This is a genomic window from Microbulbifer mangrovi, from assembly GCF_002009015.1.
In the GTDB taxonomy this organism is placed as follows: domain Bacteria; phylum Pseudomonadota; class Gammaproteobacteria; order Pseudomonadales; family Cellvibrionaceae; genus Microbulbifer; species Microbulbifer mangrovi.
In genome coordinates, this window is the sequence record NZ_LZDE01000271.1 from 1 (window position 1) to 20,758 (window position 20,758).

The following is a 20,758-nucleotide window of genomic DNA, read 5'->3' on the forward strand; positions in this document are numbered from 1 at the left end:
GCGCAAACTTCCTGTTTGCGACGATCCTGAAAACCTCCGCCCGGCACTCCACCTTCAATTCAAATTTCTTTACTTCGTCATGTTTCTTTTTCAAAAACGCAGCTGTGCCCCGAGTCGGTATCTATTTCCCGGGTGCACCAGTCGCGCAAAGCTCACTGTGCCCGCGCTGCTTTTCGTGCGTCGCCAGATCTGCAGGCAGGCAGTGCCCGCTTTGATCTCCAGCGCGCTGCTTACTGCGTCATCTGCACCAATCGCCTCCACCGTGGTATCCACTTCCGTCAGCGGTGCCACGCGGGTCAGGTACTCATTGGGAGTGGCCGCAGTAAAGTCCTGGTGCAGATATTCCGGCACCAGTGTGGGATTGGTATAGCGTTCCTCGAACTGGATCGGCAGATCGTTATCCAGGTGCACGATGATGGAGTGGTATACCGCGGCGCCTTCGGCGAGGCCGAGGGCGACGGCGACTTCGGTGCTGGCGGTTGTCTGTTCGAGTTTGAGAATGCGGTTGGCGTAGCTATGACCGCGAGCGGCGATTTCGTCGGCTATGTTGCGTACTTCCAGCAGGGAGCCTGCGGGTACCGGTTCGGCGACAAAGGTGCCGAGGCCCTGGGAGCGGATGAGTACACCTTCGTCGGTAAGCTCTGACAGGGCCCTGCGGGCGGTCATGCGGCTGACGCTGAAGTCCTGGGAGAGCTGGTTTTCCGAGGGCACGCGGAAGTGGGCCGGCCATTCGCCGGATTCGATCTGGGTGCGGATGTGGGCCTTGATCGCAGCGTAGCGCGGCTGGCTGCCGGTTTCTGTGGTGGTAGCGGGATTCTGACTACTCATACTTGTGTGCTCTTCGCCTGCTCGGGTAAAGTGCTTATCAGGTTGTACATTCTTGTATATACAAGTCTGTGTATGGGGCAACTATGGATTTGATGGGGATTTCTGTCAATAGTGAGAATCTGCGCCAAATCACCCCAACAGGGCTATCGTTACAAATAACGCCAATTCAGTGAGCGACTATGACTGAACGCTGTGATCTGCTGATTACCAATATCAACGCGGCCACCATGGACCCGGCAATGCCCGGCGCCTATGGTGCGGTGGAGGATGCCGCGGTGGCGGTGACCGGCAACAAGATTGTCTGGATCGGCCCGCGCCGCGAGCTGCCAGACGCGATTGCCGATACCGTGATTGATGGGGAGGGGCAGTGGCTTACTCCCGGATTGATTGATTGCCACACCCACCTTGTGTATGGCGGCCACCGTGCGGGCGAGTTCGCGCGTCGTCTCGGTGGCGAGAGTTACGAGGAGGTTGCTCGTTCCGGGGGCGGCATCTTGTCGACGGTGCGCGCAACCCGCGGCGCCACCGCCGACGAGCTGTACCGCGGTGCGGAACCGCGCCTCCGGGCGCTGCTTGCGGAAGGGGTCACCACCATTGAAATCAAATCCGGCTACGGTCTGGAGCTGGATACTGAGCTCAAGCAGCTGCGTGTCGCCCGTCGTCTGGCCCAGCACTATCCAGTGAATATCCTTACCACCTGCCTCGCCGCACATGCATTGCCACCGGAATACGACGGCCGCGCTGACGACTATATCGATCTGGTGTGCAACGAGATCCTGCCGGCAGTTGCCAAAGAGCAGCTCGCGGATGCGGTGGACATGTTCTGTGAAAACATCGCCTTCTCCGTGGAGCAGTGTCAGAGAGTCATCGCCGCTGCGCAAAAGCTCGATTTGCCGGTAAAGGTCCACGCGGAACAGCTGGCTGCCACCGGCGCCACGCGTATGGCCGCTCGCGCCGGCGCTCTGTCGGTGGAGCATATTGAATATATTACCGACGAAGATGTGGCCGCTATGGCCGAGAGTGGCACTGCCGCAGTACTGTTACCCGGCGCCTTTTATACCCTGAAGGAAACCCGCGTGCCGCCTGTGGATAAACTGCGCGCTGCAGGGATACCCATGGCGATTTCCACCGATCTCAACCCCGGCAGCTGTCCCATTGCGTCGCTGCGACTGATGATGAATATGGGCTGCAACCTGTTTGGGCTCACCCCCGCTGAGGCTCTTGCCGGTGTCACGCGCGCCGCGGCTCGGGCTCTGGGTGTGTGTTGTTCTCGCGGTGTGTTGCGCGCCGGGTTGCGTGCCGATATGGCCCTGTGGCCGATGGAGACGCCGGATCAGCTCGCCTACGAAGTCGGTGCACTGAAACCCACAGATATTTTTGTTGGGGGGCAACATGTTACAGCTGGCTGATATGCGCCTGTGGAGCGGGCGAGTAGACAGTGAAGATGGTAAGGCTGGCAAACGCTGGCACCAGGATATCGTCCCGCTGCACCTGGACAGCCCGCCCGGTTTTGCCATTCTCGGTTTCGCCAGTGACGAAGGCGTGCGTCGCAACAAGGGCCGCATCGGCGCTGCCAAGGGGCCACGGATCCTGCGCCTGGCGCTGGCGAACCTGCCCAAGACCTTTGCCGCACCGCTGTATGACGCCGGCAATGTGCGGGTGGAAAAGGATGACCTGGAATCCGGGCAGTCCATGCTCGGTGCGCGTATTACCGATCTGATGACCAGTGGTCACTTCCCGCTGGTATTGGGCGGCGGTCACGAGATTGCTTTTGGCAGCTATCAGGGAATCGCCCGCTGGATGCGTGAGCAGCACCGCGACAAGACCCTTGGCATCATCAACTTCGACGCGCACCTGGATCTGCGCCTGCCGGCACCGAAGGGCTCTTCCGGCACGCCCTTTTTCCAGATTGCGGAGCAGTGCGACGTCAATGGCCGGCCGTTCAACTACCTGTGCGTAGGAGCTGCCGCAACTGCCAATACCCCGGCGCTATATAACCGTGCAGAAGAGTTGGGGGCGCAGGTCATTTCCGATCGAGAAATCGTCCCCTGGCGTCTCGAGCTGGTGCAGAAGCAGATCGCCGACTTTATCGAACGGGTGGATTTCGTCTACCTGACCATCGATCTGGATGTATTCCCCGCCGCGGTAATGCCCGCGGTGAGTGCACCCGCCGGGCGTGGCGTGGCGTTTGAACTGTTCGAGCCGTTGCTGGATACGGTGCTCGAATCGAAAAAGGTCTGTCTGGCGGATATTGCCGAGTTCAATCCGTACTTCGATATTGAAGACCATGCCGCGCGCACTGCAGCGCGGGTTATCTTCCAGATCGCCAACGGCATCAAAAGTTAATCAGGGCTTTGCGATGTGCCGCACTCACCGCTCGGGTGCGGCGCGTTGCTGGCTCGGCTGTTCTACCGGGGCAACCCGCGGTGGACGGCGGGCCTCCAGATAGCGCTCGATATACGGCTTGTGGGTGTAGATCACATCTTCCGGCAGCATGTGCAGCTCGAAGAACCGGTAGCCGTAGATTTCCCCGTCGCGAATCGCGATGTGCTTGTCCTTGAGGCGCCCGCGAATCGCGATATTGATGATCCCCGAGCGCGGCACCTTGTTCACCTCCAGCACCTCGAAATCATCGATCTTGATATTCAGCTCCTCGTCCAGCTCCCGCCGCGCTGACTCCTCGAACGACTCGTTGCGTTCCACCCAGCCACCGGGTAGCGCCCACTTGTCCTGATAGGAATGGCGCACTAGCAACAACTGGTTGTTGCGTTCCACGAAGTACACCATGCCCACCACGAATTTATCGGTCAGCGCATAGGATATGTTCCAGCGGATTTTGGGGGGCAGCTTGCGGTAGACCTCGTATTTGAGCCCGGGGAATACCACGAACAGCAGTGCCACCAGCGCGCCTGCGGCCAGCAGCGTGAGAATGGCTTTTGTCAGAAATGATCGCATCGTCCCAGAACTGCTTTCACTGCTTATAGGGTAGGGCTTGTTCAGGTTTTCGTAAGTCTACCTGCCTAAAGTGTATCCGAGGCGCGGCGGGGCTTTCGAGTACTCTTTTCATTGGTGGGGTTTGATTCGGGCTATATTGCACTAACCACACCATTTACGGTCAGACAAATACAATAAGCAACAGTTTCACAGGGAAGTCCGGATGCTGCCACCAATTGTCGTTTATCGCTCCCGCGCTCGCATGCCGCGCTGGATGCGCATGCTGGCGGGGTTTTGGTTTTGCTGGGCGGGTGCCACACAGGCGCAATCGGTGACTCCGGAGCGGCTGGAAGCGGTGGTGGTTGAGGCGATCCAGCCGCTGGTGGAAAAACACCGCGTGCCCGGCATGGCACTCGCACTAACCATCGATGGTGAACCCTATTTCTTCAATCTCGGGGAAACTGCGCTGGAAGGCGGCGAGCCGGTTACCGAACATACCCTGTTTGAAATCGGTTCGGTCAGTAAAACGTTTACCGCGACCCTGGCGGCCTATGCCGAAGCGAAGGGCGCGCTGGACTTCGGCAAGCCGGTGAGTGCTTACCTGCCGCCACTGCGGGGCAGTGCGATGGATTCGGTATCTGTGCTCAATCTCGCCACCCATACCGCCGGGCATTTTCCCCTGCAGTTGCCGGTGGAGATACGCAGCGAAGCGCAGCTACTCGAGTATTTCCGCAACTGGCAGCCGCAGTACACGCCCGGCAGCAAGCGCACCTATGCAAACCCCGGCAGCGGGTTGCTCGGACTGGTAGCGGCGCGCAGCCTCAACCAGCCATTTGCAAAAGCCATGCAGGATTCCGTATTCCGCGGGCTGGGCCTGTCGGATACATTTGTAGAAGTGCCGCAAGAAAAAATGGCCCACTATGCGGAGGGGCACAATCGCAACCATCAGCCGGTGCGGGTGAATATCGGCCTGCTGGGAGAAGAAGCCTACGGCGTGCGTTCCAGCGCAGCAGATCTTACCCGCTACCTGGCAGCGCAAATGGAGCTGGTGAAGGTGGGGTCGGAGATACAGCGGGCCCTGCACGCAACCCGCCAGGGTTATTTCCGCACCAATTTCTATGTACAGGACATGGTGTGGGAGCAGTACAGCCTGCCGCTGGAGAAAAGTCGTCTACTGGCCGGCAACTCCCGCAAAATGATCAGTGAAGACCACCCGGTGGCCAGCGTTACCCCGCCGCTACCGCCACAGCGGAACGTATTGATCAACAAAACCGGCTCAACCGGTGGTTTTTCGACCTACGTGGCGTTTATTCCTGAGAAAAAATTTGGCTTTGTGCTGTTGGCGAACAAATATTTTCCCAATGGCGAGCGCGTCGACATGCTTTACCGAATCCTGCAGGCGGTGCTGCCAGAGGTCACAACAAGCACGGAGAAGGAAGTAGCCCATACCAGTACCGACGGGGAGTGACTCTCGGGTGCCGGCCCAAATTGGGAAACCTTGTACGATTGACCAATAATTGGCCATTGTAATAGGGTGCGTTTCGGGTGTGCCCAGCACGCCGTACCTATCTTCCCGTTTGAGGCCGTCAAAATGATAACCAGCAACAGTGCTGGCAAGGAACGCCTAGGAAAAACATCGCGCGCGAGCTCGGCTCCGGATAAAAAAGCCGAAAAGCGTGAAATTGCCAAGGCCAAGATCCTCAATGCCACGCTGGATATCATTGCCTGCGAGGGGCTGGCGGCACTGTCTCACCGATCCATTGCCAGCGAGGCCGGCGTCCAGCTGGCGATGACCACCTACTATTTCGGCACTATCGACAATATTCTGGTGGCCGCTTTCCGCCAGTTCCGTGCGCAAATGGTGCCGCTGATTACCGGGCTCGCGCACCAGCTGGAAGAATTGCTGGCAAGCTCTGCAGTTGCCGATGGAAGCCTGGCATCCAGGCAGTCTTATGCGGAGGCATTTGCCAGTGAGCTCGAGCAGTACATAGATACCCACTCTAGCGAGCGGGTGAAACTGCTGCGGATCGAGTGTCAGTACCTGTTTGAACAGCACCCATCGCAAGCGCTCACCGAGGAGATCCAGGAGTATACCGACTGGATTACTTCTCTGGCCCTGCGCTTCGTGTCTCCCCTGGGGGGGCACAACCCGAGAATGGATGCGCACATGCTGCTGTGGACGGTGCAATACCTCGAGTTCTCTACGGTGACCAGCGTGACCATCAAGGGCGCATCCAATGGCGATGTGTTGCGGCGCCTGCTGCGCGGATTCTGCGTCTGAGGACGATTCCTCCCCGCCGGAAGTCTGAGGTAATGGTCAAGCGGGCGCTGCACCCGTTCAATGGATTCCCTGAGTTGAGTCGGGGGATTCATGCAAGATTTCACTTTTTCCACCACCAGAACCATCATTTGTGAAGCCGGGGCGGCCGACCGACTGGCGGAGTACTGCCGTGCAGCCGGCGTGGGCCGAGTGTTGCTGGTTACTGACAATGGCATCCTGAACGCCGGTCTGCTGGACAGCGTATTGCCAGGGTTCGACCGCGCTGACCTGCGTCTGGGTATCTTTGACCGGGTGGAAGCCGATCCCAAAAGTGCCACCGTGGAAGCCGCGGTCCAGGCTGCCCGTGCGCTGGGCGCAGAAATGGTGGTGGGGTTTGGCGGCGGCAGCTCCATGGACGTGGCCAAGCTGGTCGCGGTGCTGGCACATGCCGACTGCCGCCAGTCCCTGGAAGAATTGTATGGTGTGGGAAATGTACAGGGGCCGCGTTTGCCCCTGCTGCAAGTGCCCACCACCGCGGGCACCGGTTCCGAAGTCACGCCCATCGCCATTGTCACCACCGGCGAAACTACCAAGGCCGGCATTGTCTCCCAGTATCTACAGCCGGATACCGCGTTGCTCGATGCCAGGCTTACCCTTGGCCTGCCCGCCCACGTGACTGCCGCCACTGGTATCGACGCCATGGTGCATGCGATCGAGGCGTACACGACCGCCCACAAGAAGAATCCGGTATCAGATATGCTGGCCCGGGAAGCGTTGAGTTTGCTTGCCACCAATATCGCCAGTGCCACCCATCGCGGATCCGATCTGCAAGCCCGCAGCAAGATGCTACTGGGCGCGCTCTATGCCGGTCAGGCATTCGCCAATGCACCGGTGGCTGCGGTGCATGCGCTGGCATATCCGCTCGGCGGACGTTTTCATATTCCCCACGGCCTCAGCAATTCCCTGGTATTACCCCATGTGCTGCGCTTCAATGCCCCGTCGGCGGCTGAACTCTATGCGCAGCTGGCGGAAACTGTAATGGGCGTGGCCTGTCCAGCAGGCAGCCCGCAGGACAAAACCGAGGCACTGATCAGCTGGTTGGAAAATCTGATCGCTGAATTGGGATTGCCCGCCAAACTGCGCGATTGTGGCGTTACTGAAGACAGCCTTCCGCTACTCGCTGCCGATGCGATGGAGCAGCAGCGACTGCTGGTGAACAATCCCCGCGCGGTTACCGAACGGGATGCCCTCGCAATATATCGGGCTGCCTTTTAACCAGTGCCGCCCACTGCAAACAGAAGACAAGATAATCAATCCATGTCAAAGCCGTCACTGGAAGAAAACTTTACCCGCGAACACTACCGGGTGTTCTACCCCATCACGACCCGCTGGCACGATAACGATATCTACGGCCATGTGAATAACGTTACCTACTACAGCTACTTCGACAGCGCGGTAAACCATTACCTGATTGAAGAGGGGGGGCTGGATATCCACAACGGCGAGGTGGTCGCGTTTGTGGTGAACTCCAGCTGCGATTACCGCGCGCCCCTGGCTTATCCACAGCCGCTGGAGGCGGGTATCCGGGTAGAAAAGCTCGGCAACAGCTCGGTGGTTTACCGGGTTGGGATTTTTCCGGCGGGTGATACCCGGGCAGCCGCCAGCGGCAGCTTTACCCATGTATTTGTCGCGCGCGCGGAAAACCGCTCGGTGCCCATTCCCGATTCGATTCGACAGGCACTGTCCCGCATCGACTAGAATACACACCTGCGATCATTGTAAGGGGTGTGCAGATGTCGAGTAGCAGCGAACGTCCGGAAGTCCTGTTTGTCTCCCACGGGGGCGGGCCCCTGCCATTGCTGGGGGATCCGGGGCACAAGGAGATGGTCAACTGCCTGCAGGAAATCGCCACGCGCCTGCGCAAGCCGTCTGCCATCCTGGTGATCAGCGCGCACTGGGAGGAGGGCATCCCCACATTGACCTCCGGCGAGAACCCGCCACTGATCTACGACTACTACGGGTTTCCTGAAGCGTCCTACAGTATTCAATACCCGGCCCCGGGCGATCCCGGGTTGGCGCAGGCAGTACACGGGGCGTTGACGAGTGCTGGTATCGACTCGGCGATGGATGTGTCGCGGGGATTTGACCACGGTCTTTTCGTGCCCCTGAAAATTCTTTTCCCGAATGCGGATATTCCCTGTGTGCAGTTGTCCCTGAAAAACAATCTGGATGCCGGAATACACCTGCGGATTGGCGAAGCCATCAGAAACCTGGAAATCGACAACCTGCTGGTGATTGGTTCCGGTTTCTCCTTCCACAATATGCGCGCATTTTTCGCTGAGGAAACCGCGGAATCCCGCGAACTCAATGTCGGTTTCGAACAGTGGCTGCACGAAACCCTGACCAGCCCCGGGTTGAGCGAATCGGAGCGGGCACAGCGGCTGGTTAACTGGCAGGCCGCAACCGGGGCGCGATTCTGCCACCCGCGAGAGGAACACCTGTTGCCACTGCATGTCTGCTACGGCCTGGCGCAATCTGCCTGCGCAGAGCCATTTACGCTGAACATCCTCAACAAGCGCGCCAGCATGTATCTGTGGTGATAGCTCGGCATCGCCGACGCCGCCTAAGCGGGTGATTTTTGACCGAGCACCAGATCGCGAGCAAACTGGTTTGAATTGCAAGTCAAATTAGTTTGACGGTGTGCTGTGGCCATTTGTTCAGAATCCCCGCACGGCCGCTTGACCGCGTAAGGATGAGAGTCGCTGCCGGGGGTATGTATGCTTGCTAGTACCCTTCGGGTTTCTCCAGTTCCTGGATGACATATCCGGCCTCTTCGGCTTTTTCGTTGAATACCTGCTGGGCGTCAAAAAGACCGCGATTGTAGAAATAGGGTCCCAGTTCGTCGGCAAGGAAATCGATCAGGAATTCCGCTTCGAAGCCACCGATATCCTGCTGCAGCTCATCGCTGAAGTAGGACTTGATCTTGTCGACCATTCTTTCTTTCTGGTCTTTGGAAAATTCGATTTCCTTCATGATGATGTCTGCTTTTGCGTAGAACGTTCTTCATCTCTCAGGGTAAGGACCTCAAAACCATCTGCGGTAACCAGGATCGTATGTTCCCATTGTGCAGATAATTTCTTATCGCGTGTTACCACCGTCCAGCCATCTTTTTTGGTTTTGGTCCTGTGCGTGCCCTGATTGATCATGGGTTCGATGGTGAAGGTCATCCCCTCTTTCAAGACCTCGCCTGTGCCGGGGCGGCCGAAGTGCAGGACTTGCGGGGCCTCATGCATTTCGCGGCCGATGCCGTGGCCACAATATTCCCTTACCACACTGTAATCGTGCTGTTCCGCGTGTTGCTGGATCGCATGGCCGATATCGCCAAGGGTGGCGCCGGGGCGCACCGAGCGGATGCCGCACCACATGGCGTCGTAGGTTGCGTTCACCAGCTTGCGCGCAGCGGGGGAGACGTCACCGATCAGATACATTTTACTGGAGTCGGCGATATAGCCATTTTTTTCCAGGGTGATGTCGAGGTTGACGATATCGCCACTTTTCAGCTTGCGCGACGCGCTCGGCATACCGTGACACACCACTTCATTGATGGAGGTGTTCAGGGAGTAGGGGTAGTCGTACTGACCCTTGCTGGCGGGACGTGCACCCAGGGTGTTGGTGATGAAGCCCTCCACCCGCCGGTCGATTTCCATGGTGGTGATCCCCGGTACCACAAAGCTATCCAGCATCTGGAATACCTCACTCAGCAACCGGCCCGACTCCCGCATCAACGCTTGTTGCTGCGGTGTTTTCACCTGCACGTTATTCACGGGTCAGTGTCTCCAGGCTGGGCGCGGGGTTCCGCAGCAGCATCTTGCACAGCTGGCTGTAGGTCAGGTCGGGATTGAGCTCCGCGAGCATACCGATGCGCACCCAGAATTCGGCCTGGGCGTTAATGGAGCGGGACATAACGGTGCTGGCGAGACGGATCTCATCGTGCAGCGCGTCGGATATTTTGACGATTCCCAAGGTGGCCTCCGCAGTTGGCGTTTGCCAGGTATTATATATGATTCATATATGATCCGTATATTGGGTGGGTTTCCGGGCGGGCGATAGCTGAATCGATGGCTGCTTTTGCTTGCGGCGCAAAATTGCGTAAGCTTGCGCGCATTCGTTGTTACTCCGAGTCCCAGTTTTGCGTCCCTACAACCCGCCTACCGATCCTTATCTGGATGTCGTCTACAGTGACGTCCACTTGCTGGTGCTGGATAAACCCAGCGGTCTGCTCACTGTGCCCGGGCGCGATCCCGCGCATAAAGACAGTCTCGCCAGTCGCGCGCAGCAAGAGTACCCGGACGCGTTGATCGTGCACCGTCTGGATATGGATACCTCCGGTCTTGTGGTTATGGCGCGGGGACCGGATATTCACCGTCAGCTGAGTGGTCTGTTTCAGCAGCGCGCGGTGGAGAAAACCTATATCGCGCGCGTTTGGGGAGAGCCGCAGGAGGAAGAAGGCGAGGTGGACTTGCCGCTGATCTGTGATTGGCCCAATCGACCCCGGCAAAAAGTGGATTTCGAGGTAGGCAAGCCGTCACAGACTCGCTGGAAAAAACTTTCCAGCGACGGCCGCACCAGCCTGCTGGAATTGACCCCGATCACCGGTCGCTCCCACCAGTTACGTGTGCATATGCAGGCCCTGGGACATCCAATTCTCGGGGACCCCTTTTACGCCCATGGGGAAGCCCTGGCGGCAGCGCCGCGATTGCTGCTACATGCGCAGGAACTGGGTTTTACGCATCCCGTACTTGAGCGGCCTTTACATTTTGTGTGTAACCCCGGTGCAGAGTTTCAATTCGATAAAGTGTGACGGTAGGGGGGATGGGAGCGAGGTGGTACTGCAATCTGCCGCAGGATACTTAGAGGCCTCTCCACCCCTAGGGGGGTGGGTGCGCACAGGTCGAATCGGGTGTTTCCTTGACGTTAACTGATGAATCGTTCCATCTGTACGCAAGGACGCCGATATGAAAAAACTGACATGCTGGGTTTCAGCAATATGCTTTGGCTTGCTGAACGGGAGTGCCGGGGCCGAAGATTCGAGTATCCTTTTCGAGGTTACACCACCAGCGGACTATTCCGTCAAAGATACCGTGCATCTGGTGGGGGACTTCAATAACTGGGCGCTGGAAGGTGACGCCGCCGTACCCCTCGAATATGTCGATGGAACATTGAGGGCCGAGGTTGCGGTCAGTGAGGAAGATCTCTTCTTCACCTTTGTGAAAAATAAGGATTGGGGCGTAACCCCCACTTCGGAAGCAGGCAAAAGTCTCTGTACCTATCATCTTAGAGCGGATGCCTCCGATGTGGCGCAGGCGGTAATTCCGGCCTGGAAGGGCGATGTCCCCACGCAAAAAGCACCGTCCACAAAGCGCGGAAACCTGCGCACCCTGCGCAACTTCCCGATGCCCGAGCTGGGGCGCAGCGCCGATATCGTTGTTTACCTCCCCCCCTCCTACGAAACCGCCGGCAGTATTGATTACCCGGTGCTGTATATGCTCGACGGCCAGAATTTGTTTGACAGCGCGAGCGCGTACAGCGATGAGTGGCAGGTAGATGAAACCATCGAGCGTCTGGTGGCGGCTGGTGATCTACCAGAACTGATTGTGGTGGCGATACCCAACTCGGACAACCGCTGGATTGAATACAACCCCTGGGGTTTTCGTGATCGCGATGGAGGTAGTAAAGAGGGGTTGGGCGGTCAGGCAATGGAATTTATTCACGCGCGTCTCAAGCCTTATATAGATAAGCATTTCCACACCCGTTCGGGAAGGGAAAACACCGGCATGGCCGGTAGCTCTCTTGGCGGACTGATGGCTATATACGCGGCACTGGAACACAGTGATACTTTCGGTTTCGTCGCAGCATTTTCTCCGGCGCTAGATATAAAAAACGTGCGTGGGGAAAATGTACTGTTTGAGGCAATAGACAATAGTGCTGACGATGTCGGTAGCCGAATCTATTTCGATATCGGCAAAGTTGAATACGGAGATTTCCAACGTATCGAGGCGCTGGAGCGTGCGCTACTAGACAATGGCGCTGAGTCTGATCGGCTGATGCTCGTGAAAGATAAGCTTGGCCGCCATTGCGAACTCGACTGGTCGCGGCGCTTGCCCGTGGCGCTCAAGTGGTGGCTCCAGGAATAATTGATTTTATCTGTCCGGTAGAAGGATAGTCAGCGCTGCTCGACTGCGTGCAGCCGGCCCGAAAATTATCTGACCGGCTGAGAGTCTAATTATTTATTCGCGACCGGCGTAGCCAGCATATCCTCGATCAATTCGTCGATCTGTTCCCGCGTCACGTTTGGCATACAGATCACATGACTTTCACCATTCGCAGTCGCCAGCTGCCACTTCTGTTTGACCGACTCCGCCACCTGCGGAAATACCACGGTGATGGCACCGGGATTGCGCCAGGCGCTGATACCCGCGTGACGCATCTGGGTTTCCGCGTAGCTGGCAGTATCCAGGGAATGCTGCACCCGCGCCGCCAGCCCGTCTTTACCCAGAGACTTGATGGTGTGCCACAGCACCAGCGGCGTAAAGCCATTGCGCGAGCCGGTAATTGTGGTGTCCAGGTTGCCGATATAGGAAATGGAGCGCGCAATGCGGTCGACATTGCACTTGCGCGCCAGCACGATGCCGCAGGGAATCGGTGAGCCGAAAAACTTGTGGCCACTGATGGAGATGCTGTCGGCGCCGTCGGCAAAATCGAACGCGGGCCGCGGATCCATAAACGGCGCCATACCGCCGCACAGTGCTGCGTCGCTGTGGATATAGCGCTGGCTGAATGCCATCTCGTCGAGAATATTGTTGATCTTCTTCAGGTCGTCCCGTGCTTCGGTCATGGTGGTGCCGATATTGGCGAAGATGATCGGCGGAATATCGCGGCGTGCGCGCAGGGTCTCGCGCAGATCGTCGTAATCAATCTCTCCGTTTTTCTGCGAGCGGATCATGATATGGCGCATGCCCAGGAAGTGCAGGTTCTTGGCCACGCTGTAATGGGTATCCTGGGAGTAATACACGATGCCCTTGGGCAGCAGCTCGCGGGCCAGGTACAGGCCGTAAAGGTTCCCCTCGGTACCGCCGTTGGTGACATAGCCCCACCAGTCGTTCTCCGGTGCGCGCAGCATTTCTGCAAAAAACGTAATTACGTCGCGCTCGAAGCCACGGCTATCCACCCGCCAGGTGGAGTCGCTGAAGGGATCGCCCAGGTTGTTGAGCGGGTAGCGCAGGAACTCCACCAGGTCGTCGAATTCGAAATCCTTGGACACCGGATAGCCGAGGTAGGATTCCGTGTTTTCGCGGGTGTTTTCCAGAAACGCCTGCAAGCGGGCGCGGTCGGAAGTTGAAAGTGTCATCTCGCTAAGCCTGTAAATTTTTATAAGAATAATTTTATTATTTGGGAATAAAAAAGGGCGATCAATGATCGCCCTTCTGCGGTGTGATCGGGCTGTTATTTTTTACCCTTCATCGCCGCTGCCAGCAGGTCACCCATGCTGCCGCGGCCACCACCGTTGCCGCCACCCTGTTGCTGGCGACCGCGATTGTTATGCCGTTGAGCCTGGCGGCTCTCGCGATGGTCACCTTTCTTGACGCCGCCGCTGCCCTGTTCGCCGGGCTCGTCGGACATGCGCATGGACAGACCGATACGCTTGCGCGCCACGTCCACTTCCATCACTTTTACCTTGACGATGTCGTTCGCCTTGACCACTTCGTGCGGGTCCTTGACGAACTTCTCGGATAGGGCGGAGATATGCACCAGGCCGTCCTGGTGTACACCGATATCCACAAACGCACCGAAGTTGGTGACGTTGGTGACGGTGCCTTCCAGTACCATGCCCGGACGCAGGTCCTTGATTTCCTCGACGCCGTCTTCGAATTTGGCGGTGCGGAATTCCGGGCGCGGGTCGCGGCCGGGTTTTTCCAGTTCCGCGATGATGTCTTTCACTGTGGGCAGGCCGAATTTTTCGTCGGTGTAGTCCGCCGGGTTCAGCCGGCGTAGGAAGCCGGAGTCGCCGATCAGGCCGTTGATCTCGCGGCCGTTTTTCTCGGCAATGCGCTTGACTACCACGTAGGCTTCCGGGTGCACGCCGGATTTATCCAGCGGGTCCTCGCCGTTGTTGATACGCAGGAAGCCTGCAGCCTGTTCGAAGGCCTTGGGCCCGAGGCGCGGGACTTCTTTCAATTCCTTGCGGCTTTTGAACGCGCCGTTCTGGTCGCGGTAAGTCACGATATTGTTGGCGATGGATGCGCTCAGGCCGGACACGCGTGACAGGAGTGGTGCGGAGGCGGAGTTCAGCTCGGCACCGACACCGTTTACACAGTCTTCCACCACCGCGTCGAGGGAGCGCGCCAGCTGGGTCTGGGATACGTCGTGCTGGTACTGGCCCACTCCGATGGATTTCGGCTCGATCTTCACCAGTTCCGCCAGCGGGTCCTGCAGGCGACGGGCAATGGAGATGGCACCGCGGATGGTCACGTCCAGATCCGGAAATTCCTTGGCCGCGAACTCGGAGGCAGAGTAAACCGAGGCGCCGGCCTCGTTCACCATCACTTTCTGTGCGCTCAGCTTGTACTGCTTGATGGTCTCGCCGACAAACTTGTCGGTCTCGCGGCTGGCGGTACCGTTGCCGATGGCAATCAGGCCCACATCGTATTTGTTGCAGAAGGCGGCGATAACGGCGGCGGCTTCCTGTACCCGGTTCTGGGGCGGAGTGGGGTAAATGGCGGTGTGGTCCAGCACCTTGCCGGTAGCATCGACAACCGCCACCTTCACCCCGGTGCGCAGCCCCGGGTCGAGGCCGATAGTGGCTTTCTGGCCGGCAGGTGCTGCCAGCAGCAGGTCTTTCAGGTTGCGGGAGAATACCTTGATGGCTTCTTCTTCGGCCATTTCCCGCAGCTGGCCCAGTAGGTCGGTTTCCAGGCTGGTCAGCAGCTTGATACGCCAGGTCCAGCGCACCACTTCACCCAGCCATTTGTCGGCTGGACGGCCGTGGTCTTCGATGTCCACGTGACGGGCGATCATCGCCTCGCAGGGGTGGGCCTGGGTGGCGGTGCGCTCTTCGTCGCCCTCGAGGCCCAGGTTGATGGCGAGAATGCCTTCGTTGCGGCCGCGGAAGATGGCCAGGGCGCGGTGGCTCGGCACCTTGGCGAAGGGCTCCGCGTACTCGAAGTAGTCGCGGAATTTGGCGCCTTCCTGTTCCTTGCCGTCCAGCAGCTTGGACTTCACCTGGCCCTCGCGGCTCAGGAATTCCCGCAATTTGCCCAGCAGCTCAGCGTCCTCGGCGAAGCGCTCCATCAGGATGAACTTGGCACCGTCTAGCGCGCCCTTGATGTCTTTCACATGCAGGGCGGCATCTTCATTGTCGGTATTGAGGTACTTCTGTGCCTCTTCTTCCGGGTTCAGGCTGGGATCGGCGTAGAGCGCATCGGCCAGCGGCTCGAGGCCCGCTTCGATGGCAATCTGGCCCTTGGTGCGGCGCTTGGGCTTGTAGGGGAGGTAGAGGTCTTCGAGGCGGTTCTTGGTGTCGGCAGCATTGATCTGGTTTGCCAGTTCTGGGGTCAGTTTGCCCTGTTCGTCGATGCTTTTCAGGATCGCGGCACGGCGCTCTTCCATTTCGCGCAGGTAGCGCAGGCGATCTTCCAAGGTGCGCAGCTGGGTGTCGTCCAGCTCGCCGGTGACCTCTTTCCGGTAGCGGGAGATGAAAGGCACCGTGGCGCCCTCGTCCAATAGGCCCACGGCGGCAGCCACTTGTTGCGGGCGCACGTTCAGTTCTTCGGCAATACGGGCGTTGATATCCAACATCTTGTTATCTACTTCCTCACAAATTCATATCGGGCAATTCGGTCTTTCGACGCAGCGCCAGCCACTGTAAAACGGCGGCCATTATGGGCCATGCGGCGTCGCTGACCAAGATTGACAGCACTTCGAAAATACGGCCGCAAAATGGTTCACAGCGCCAGTTTGCGGTCAAGTGCATCCTGTTGCGACGGCTTGCATCTGGGGACACTTTCAAAGTCGTCGAACCCCTGTAGAATGCGCAACTAGTTAAATTTTGATCAGTGGAAGTGTCTGTGAAACCCTCGAGTAAGAATAAAGTTTTAGGGATCGTGGTTGTCGCCGGTATTGCTGCGGTAGCGGCTGTGTCCTTGCTGGCGCCAAAACCAGAGGAAAAAGTTGCGGAAGCGGCGCTGCCGCCGGTTGCGGACGTGCTCTATGCAGAGCCCGGACGCCAGACTCTGCTGGTGCCCAGCCAGGGCTCCGTACACGCACGCCACGAGATTGAGGTGGTAGCCCGGGTGGGCGGTGTGGTCCAGAGCGTGGGCAATGCATTCGTACCCGGCGGATTTTTCCAGCAGGGGGATTCCCTGTTGCAGATCGAGCCTGCAGATTACCGTCACGCGCTGACCCGCGCGGAATCCCAGGTGGCCAATGCGGCCGCGACCCTGGCCCAGGAGCAGGGTATGGCCAAGCAGGCCAAGCGCGAGTGGCGCGATCTGGGTACTGCGACGGCCAATGACCTGTTCCTGCGCAAGCCGCAGCTGGCTGCCGCAGAAGCCGGACTGGCCGCAGCAAAAGCCGACCGTGACCAGGCCAAGCTGGATCTCGAGCGCACTGCGGTAAAGGCTCCGTTCGCCGGTCGTGTGGTGGAAACCCTGGTGGATATCGGCCAGTTCGTTACCCCCGGCACCAAGCTGGCGCGGATTCACAGTACCGGTATTGCCGAAGTGCGCCTGCCACTGACCGACCACCAGCTGTCCCTGCTGGAGCTGCCTCTGGGGCGCGCGATTGAAAACGGTCCGGCGGTGCGGGTTACTGCCAGTCTGGCGGGCAAGGAGCGTGAGTGGCGTGGCCAGATCGTGCGTACCGAGGCGGCGATCGACCCTAACAGCCGTTTCGTTTACGCCGTGGCGCAGATCGAGAAGCCCTACGCGGGCGAGGCGCCGCTGATCAACGGCCTGTTCGTGGAAGCGCACATTGCCGGCAAGACCTACGACGACATCACGGTCCTGCCGCGCCAGGCGCTGCACGAAGGCAGTCACATTCTGGTACTGAACGAGGAAAACCAGCTCGGCTTCCGCGATGTCGAGTTGCTACAGGCGGTCGGCGACCGGGTATGGCTGCGCGGTAATATCGCCTCCGGTGAGAAAGTGGTGATCTCCAGCCTCGGCTACTCCCGCGAAGGCATGGTGCTGTCACCCAACCCGCTGAACGAAAAGCCCAGTGGCCTGATTCTGGGTGAGAAGGACGAAAACAAGCAGAGTGAGGAAGAGACCCCGGCCGAGTCCAGCGACAGCGCGACCGCTTCAGCACAGGGGGCCTTCTGACCATGCAGGGCATTATTGGATGGTTCGTCCGCAACGGTAAGGCCGCGAACCTGCTGATGATCATGATCATCATCGGCGGGATCTTCGGTATTTCCCACGTGGGACGCGAAGTATTTCCGGCGATCAACCCCGGTGTCATCCGGGTCAATATCAGTTACCCCGGTGCTGGTCCCGCGGAAGTGGAGCAGCAGGTCACACTGCGAGTGGAGCAGGCCATCGCCGAGGTGAAGGGTATCAAGGAGATCAACTCCTGGTCCTCGCGCAGTCACAGTACCGTGCGTATCGAGGCGCAGGACGGCTATGACGAGCTGCGCCTGCTAAATGACATCAAGGTACAGGTGGATTCCATCAATACCTTTCCCGCGGATATCGAGCGCCCGGTAATCGCGCTGGAAGAGTGGGAACAGCAGATGATGATGATCGCCATCGGCGGTCCCGTCTCTGACCGACAGCTCAAGGAAACCGCACTGGACCTGCGCGACAAGCTGATGCTGTTGCCGGGCGTGCGCCGCGTAGACGTGTGGGGCGACCGTGCGGATGAGGTCTCCATCGAGGTCTCCGAGATCAACCTGCGCCGCTACAACCTGACCTTTGACGATGTCGCCAATGCGGTGCGCCGCTCGTCCCTGGACCTGCCGGCGGGCCGCGTGCGCTCCGACCGTGGTGATATCCAGGTGCAGACCCGCGGCCAGGCCTACACCCAGGCGGACTTCGAACGAATCCCGCTGTTGAGCCGCGATGATGGCACCCAGTTGCTGCTGGGCGACGTGGCCACGGTCAATGACGGTTTCGAGGAAGAGGGCTCCATTATCCGTTTCAACGGTGAGCCCGCCATGAACCTGCGAGTGATGCAGGGCGAGCCGCTGGACGTTGTGGCCACGGCGGAAGCGATCCGCGGCTTTATGAAAGAAGCCCGCGAGACCCTGCCGCCGGGCATGGAATTCGAAACCTGGTTCGACTTCTCCGAGGCCTACGAGAGCCGCATGAGCATGCTGTTCTGGAATGCGGTTACCGGCCTGGCGCTGGTGTTCGTGTTGCTGATGCTGTTCCTGCGCCCGGCACTGGCGGTGTGGGTGACCATCGGTATCTTTACCGCGTTTATGGGGGCTTTCTGGCTGCTGCCGACAACGGGCGTCACCCTGAACATGCTGTCCCTGTTCGCCTTCCTGATGATTCTCGGGATCGTGGTGGACGATGCAATTATTGTCGGGGAGGCAGTGCACGCCGCCCACGACCGCGGGGAGACCGGTTTGCAGGCGGCTGAAAACGGGGTGAAAACCGTTTCCGCGCCGGTGATCTTCGCCGTGGTTTCCACCATGGTGTTTTTCGTGCCCATGCTGTTCTTGCCCGGCGTCACCTCGCAGATGATGCTGGCGCTGCCGGTGGTGGTACTGCTGTGTCTGGCGTTCTCCCTGGTGGAATCCCTGCTGATCCTGCCGGCGCACCTGGTCAACCTGAAGCCCGAGAAACCGGCCACTTCCGGTTTCGGCAAGAAGATGCAGGCCGTGCGCGGCAAGTTCGCCAATGCTATGCACCGCGCGGGCGACAAGTACTATATGCCGCTGCTGGAGAAATCCCTCAGCAACAGCCGCGCCACCGTGATGATCTTCTTCATGGCCCTGATTCTCTCCATTGCGGTGTTCAAGGGCGGTTACATCGGCTCTGCGTTCTCCCCGGAAGTGCCCTCGGATATGCTCGAGCTGAGAACCACCATGGCGCAGGGGGAGTCCTTCGAGGAATCCAAGCGCGTGTTGCAGAAGTTTGAGCGCGCGGGCCAGCAACTGGCCAAGGATCCGGAGATGCTGGCCCTGAACGGCGGCAAGCCGTTTGTGGAAAACACCATGGTGTTCCTGTGGCGCGGCAATGTGACCGTGCTCCTGCAGCTCACCGATGGCGAGCAGCGGGATGTGACATCTGAACAGCTGGCGCTGAAGTGGCGCGAGTATGTGGGCAAGCTGCCGGCGAGCGTGGAAGAGATGAAAATCCACCACACCATCAACGATGGTGGCGCGGGCATGTCCCTGAACCTGAGCACATCCTCCGGTGATATGGACGAGCTGCGCCGCGCGGCGGATGCGGTGAAAGATGCGCTGGATGATTTTGCCGGTGTTTACGATGTGCGCGACAACCTGGTTGCCGCGCGTCAGGACATCGAGATCCAGCTCAAGCCCCACGCAACCAATATGGGCATTGGCCTCGCCGATGTCGCCAAGCAGGTGCGCCAGGGTTTCTATGGCGAGGAAGTGCAGCGTATTCCCCGCGGTCGCGAAGATGTGCGGGTGATGGTGCGTTATCCACAGGAGGAGCGTGCCAGTGAGGAGCAGATCTCGCGTATGCGTGTACGCACCAACGAAGGTGAGGTGCCGTTCAGTGCAGTGGCCGATGCTGTCTACGTGCCTGGCTACACCACTATCCGCCGCAATGACCGCGAGCGTACGGTACAGATCACCGCGGAGCTGATCCCGGGTTCTTCACCGGCGTTCGAGATCCTGAAGGAGCTGCGCGACAAGAACCTGAAAAAGTGGGAGTCCCAGTTCTCCGGTTTCAGTCTGAAGACTGCGGGTGAGATGCAGGAAGAGGCGGAGTTTGGCACTGCGATCCTGTCGTTCTTTATCCTGTCGCTGTTCACCATCTACGCGCTACTGGCAATCGCGTTCCGCTCCTATACGCAGCCACTGCTGATTTTGACGGCAGTGCCGTTCGGCTTCTTTGGCGCGATCCTCGGCCACCTGCTGATGGGTTACAACATCAGCATTATGTCGATGCTCGGCTTCCTGGCGGCTGCGGGCGTGGTGGTAAACGACAACCTGGTATTGATGGACCGCATTAACCAGCTGCGCGCGCAGGGTATGGCGGTGATGGATGCGGTGGTGCAGGCGGGGCGCGATCGTTTCCGTCCGATTATCCTGACTTCCATCACGACCTTTATCGGGCTGCTGCCGATCATGTTCGAGCGTTCGATTCAGGCGCAGTTCCTGATCCCGATGGTGGTGAGCCTGGCCTTTGGCGTTCTGTGCGCCACCTTCGTGACTTTGATTCTGGTGCCGAACCTGTACAAGGTGATCGAGACTCTGCGCTTCAAAGTCAAAGGGGACAAGGCTTCTGAGGAGCTGCCGGTTAGTTTCGAGAAGGTTTGATCGTTGGGCGCTGCTGGCTGTGTACTGGTCCGGTGGCGCCCCTTATCGGGCCGGGGTAATCCGATACTCCACAACCTCGTCGGCAATCGTTCCGTATCGAATCACCCCGTCCCGATAAGGGGCTTCGCTTTGTGGCGCGGTATTTTCAACTGGCTTACGGAGCACATTGCTTGAACTGAAGGTGGGGTGCCGGGCATTCGTTTTCAAAAGCGTCGGCGACA

The 20,758-nt window shown here is 58.9% G+C and carries 18 protein-coding genes; 11 read left to right on the plus strand and 7 right to left on the minus strand.

From position 1 onward, the window contains the following. Positions 1–90: 90 nt before the first annotated feature. Entirely contained in the window at positions 91–828 is a 738-nt protein-coding gene (gene hutC, locus B4U49_RS05690) for a histidine utilization repressor (RefSeq protein ID WP_078083611.1), read from the minus strand. 179 nt (positions 829–1,007) lie between these two features. Here hutC and hutI point away from each other — a divergent pair, with 179 nt between their 5' ends. Together hutI and hutG are read left to right on the plus strand one after the other, a co-directional pair. Beyond that, complete coding sequence (gene hutI / locus B4U49_RS05695) at positions 1,008–2,237, plus strand: imidazolonepropionase (protein ID WP_078083612.1); 1,230 nt, start codon at positions 1,008–1,010, stop codon at positions 2,235–2,237. Beyond that, entirely contained in the window at positions 2,221–3,174 is a 954-nt protein-coding gene (gene hutG, locus B4U49_RS05700) for a formimidoylglutamase (RefSeq protein ID WP_078083613.1), read from the plus strand. The genes hutI and hutG overlap by 17 nt, the downstream gene beginning before the upstream one ends. Before the next feature lie 24 nt (positions 3,175–3,198). Here the strand turns inward: hutG and B4U49_RS05705 are convergent, their stop codons facing one another. Next, entirely contained in the window at positions 3,199–3,783 is a 585-nt protein-coding gene (locus tag B4U49_RS05705; protein WP_078083614.1) for an NUDIX hydrolase, read from the minus strand. Between the two features lie 253 nt (positions 3,784–4,036). Between B4U49_RS05705 and ampC the strand changes: the two genes are divergently transcribed. From ampC to B4U49_RS05730, 5 genes are all read left to right on the plus strand, one after another. Continuing rightward, positions 4,037–5,230, plus strand: a complete 1,194-nt coding sequence (gene ampC / locus B4U49_RS05710) for a class C beta-lactamase (RefSeq protein WP_420811463.1) — start codon at positions 4,037–4,039, stop codon at positions 5,228–5,230. A 123-nt stretch (positions 5,231–5,353) separates the two neighbouring features. After that, positions 5,354–6,043, plus strand: coding sequence for a TetR/AcrR family transcriptional regulator (locus tag B4U49_RS05715; RefSeq protein WP_078083615.1), 690 nt, complete (start codon positions 5,354–5,356; stop codon positions 6,041–6,043). A gap of 90 nt (positions 6,044–6,133) precedes the next feature. After that, a complete protein-coding gene (locus B4U49_RS05720; RefSeq protein ID WP_078083616.1) occupies positions 6,134–7,297 on the plus strand; it encodes an iron-containing alcohol dehydrogenase in 1,164 nt (387 codons plus the stop codon). 42 nt (positions 7,298–7,339) lie between these two features. After that, a complete protein-coding gene (locus tag B4U49_RS05725; protein WP_078083617.1) occupies positions 7,340–7,780 on the plus strand; it encodes an acyl-CoA thioesterase in 441 nt (146 codons plus the stop codon). A 35-nt stretch (positions 7,781–7,815) separates the two neighbouring features. Further along, complete coding sequence (locus B4U49_RS05730) at positions 7,816–8,622, plus strand: DODA-type extradiol aromatic ring-opening family dioxygenase (RefSeq protein ID WP_078083618.1); 807 nt, start codon at positions 7,816–7,818, stop codon at positions 8,620–8,622. 184 nt (positions 8,623–8,806) lie between these two features. On the opposite strand, the gene B4U49_RS05735 is transcribed toward B4U49_RS05730, so the two are convergent. Genes B4U49_RS05735 through B4U49_RS05745 form a run of 3 tightly spaced genes read right to left on the minus strand, consistent with a single transcriptional unit; the run spans position 8,807 to position 10,045 of the window. Continuing rightward, positions 8,807–9,055 carry a DUF2164 domain-containing protein gene (locus B4U49_RS05735; RefSeq protein WP_078083619.1) on the minus strand — a complete coding sequence of 83 codons (249 nt, stop codon included), beginning with the start codon at positions 9,053–9,055 and terminating at the stop codon, positions 8,807–8,809. Further along, positions 9,052–9,846 carry a type I methionyl aminopeptidase gene (map, locus tag B4U49_RS05740; RefSeq protein ID WP_078083620.1) on the minus strand — a complete coding sequence of 265 codons (795 nt, stop codon included), beginning with the start codon at positions 9,844–9,846 and terminating at the stop codon, positions 9,052–9,054. The genes B4U49_RS05735 and map overlap by 4 nt, the downstream gene beginning before the upstream one ends. Continuing rightward, a complete protein-coding gene (locus B4U49_RS05745; RefSeq protein WP_078083621.1) occupies positions 9,839–10,045 on the minus strand; it encodes a ParD-like family protein in 207 nt (68 codons plus the stop codon). The genes map and B4U49_RS05745 overlap by 8 nt, the downstream gene beginning before the upstream one ends. A gap of 166 nt (positions 10,046–10,211) precedes the next feature. Here B4U49_RS05745 and B4U49_RS05750 point away from each other — a divergent pair, with 166 nt between their 5' ends. Together B4U49_RS05750 and B4U49_RS05755 are read left to right on the plus strand one after the other, a co-directional pair. Beyond that, positions 10,212–10,883, plus strand: coding sequence for a pseudouridine synthase (locus B4U49_RS05750; protein WP_078083622.1), 672 nt, complete (start codon positions 10,212–10,214; stop codon positions 10,881–10,883). A 154-nt stretch (positions 10,884–11,037) separates the two neighbouring features. Further along, a complete protein-coding gene (locus tag B4U49_RS05755; RefSeq protein WP_078083623.1) occupies positions 11,038–12,216 on the plus strand; it encodes an alpha/beta hydrolase in 1,179 nt (392 codons plus the stop codon). A gap of 89 nt (positions 12,217–12,305) precedes the next feature. Here the strand turns inward: B4U49_RS05755 and B4U49_RS05760 are convergent, their stop codons facing one another. Both B4U49_RS05760 and B4U49_RS05765 read right to left on the minus strand, forming a co-directional pair. After that, on the minus strand, positions 12,306–13,430 hold the full coding sequence (locus B4U49_RS05760) for a histidine decarboxylase (protein WP_078083624.1): 1,125 nt from the start codon (positions 13,428–13,430) through the stop codon (positions 12,306–12,308). A 95-nt stretch (positions 13,431–13,525) separates the two neighbouring features. Then, on the minus strand, positions 13,526–15,877 hold the full coding sequence (locus B4U49_RS05765) for a Tex family protein (RefSeq protein ID WP_078083625.1): 2,352 nt from the start codon (positions 15,875–15,877) through the stop codon (positions 13,526–13,528). 269 nt (positions 15,878–16,146) lie between these two features. On the opposite strand from B4U49_RS05765, the gene B4U49_RS05770 reads away from it, so the two are divergent. Both B4U49_RS05770 and B4U49_RS05775 read left to right on the plus strand, forming a co-directional pair. After that, positions 16,147–17,400 carry an efflux RND transporter periplasmic adaptor subunit gene (locus tag B4U49_RS05770; RefSeq protein ID WP_193432815.1) on the plus strand — a complete coding sequence of 418 codons (1,254 nt, stop codon included), beginning with the start codon at positions 16,147–16,149 and terminating at the stop codon, positions 17,398–17,400. Positions 17,401–17,402: 2 nt separating this feature from the next. Beyond that, positions 17,403–20,537 carry an efflux RND transporter permease subunit gene (locus B4U49_RS05775; RefSeq protein ID WP_078083626.1) on the plus strand — a complete coding sequence of 1,045 codons (3,135 nt, stop codon included), beginning with the start codon at positions 17,403–17,405 and terminating at the stop codon, positions 20,535–20,537. Positions 20,538–20,758 lie beyond the last annotated feature (221 nt).

Coding starts and splice junctions, on each gene's coding strand:
- hutC (WP_078083611.1), bottom strand. CDS start 828: ATGAGTAGTCAGAATCCCGCTACCACCACAGAAACCGGCAGCCAGCCG.
- hutI (WP_078083612.1), top strand. CDS start 1,008: ATGACTGAACGCTGTGATCTGCTGATTACCAATATCAACGCGGCCACC.
- hutG (WP_078083613.1), top strand. CDS start 2,221: ATGTTACAGCTGGCTGATATGCGCCTGTGGAGCGGGCGAGTAGACAGT.
- B4U49_RS05705 (WP_078083614.1), bottom strand. CDS start 3,783: ATGCGATCATTTCTGACAAAAGCCATTCTCACGCTGCTGGCCGCAGGC.
- ampC (WP_420811463.1), top strand. CDS start 4,037: ATGCGCATGCTGGCGGGGTTTTGGTTTTGCTGGGCGGGTGCCACACAG.
- B4U49_RS05715 (WP_078083615.1), top strand. CDS start 5,354: ATGATAACCAGCAACAGTGCTGGCAAGGAACGCCTAGGAAAAACATCG.
- B4U49_RS05720 (WP_078083616.1), top strand. CDS start 6,134: ATGCAAGATTTCACTTTTTCCACCACCAGAACCATCATTTGTGAAGCC.
- B4U49_RS05725 (WP_078083617.1), top strand. CDS start 7,340: ATGTCAAAGCCGTCACTGGAAGAAAACTTTACCCGCGAACACTACCGG.
- B4U49_RS05730 (WP_078083618.1), top strand. CDS start 7,816: ATGTCGAGTAGCAGCGAACGTCCGGAAGTCCTGTTTGTCTCCCACGGG.
- B4U49_RS05735 (WP_078083619.1), bottom strand. CDS start 9,055: ATGAAGGAAATCGAATTTTCCAAAGACCAGAAAGAAAGAATGGTCGAC.
- B4U49_RS05755 (WP_078083623.1), top strand. CDS start 11,038: ATGAAAAAACTGACATGCTGGGTTTCAGCAATATGCTTTGGCTTGCTG.
- B4U49_RS05760 (WP_078083624.1), bottom strand. CDS start 13,430: ATGACACTTTCAACTTCCGACCGCGCCCGCTTGCAGGCGTTTCTGGAA.
- B4U49_RS05765 (WP_078083625.1), bottom strand. CDS start 15,877: ATGTTGGATATCAACGCCCGTATTGCCGAAGAACTGAACGTGCGCCCG.
- B4U49_RS05775 (WP_078083626.1), top strand. CDS start 17,403: ATGCAGGGCATTATTGGATGGTTCGTCCGCAACGGTAAGGCCGCGAAC.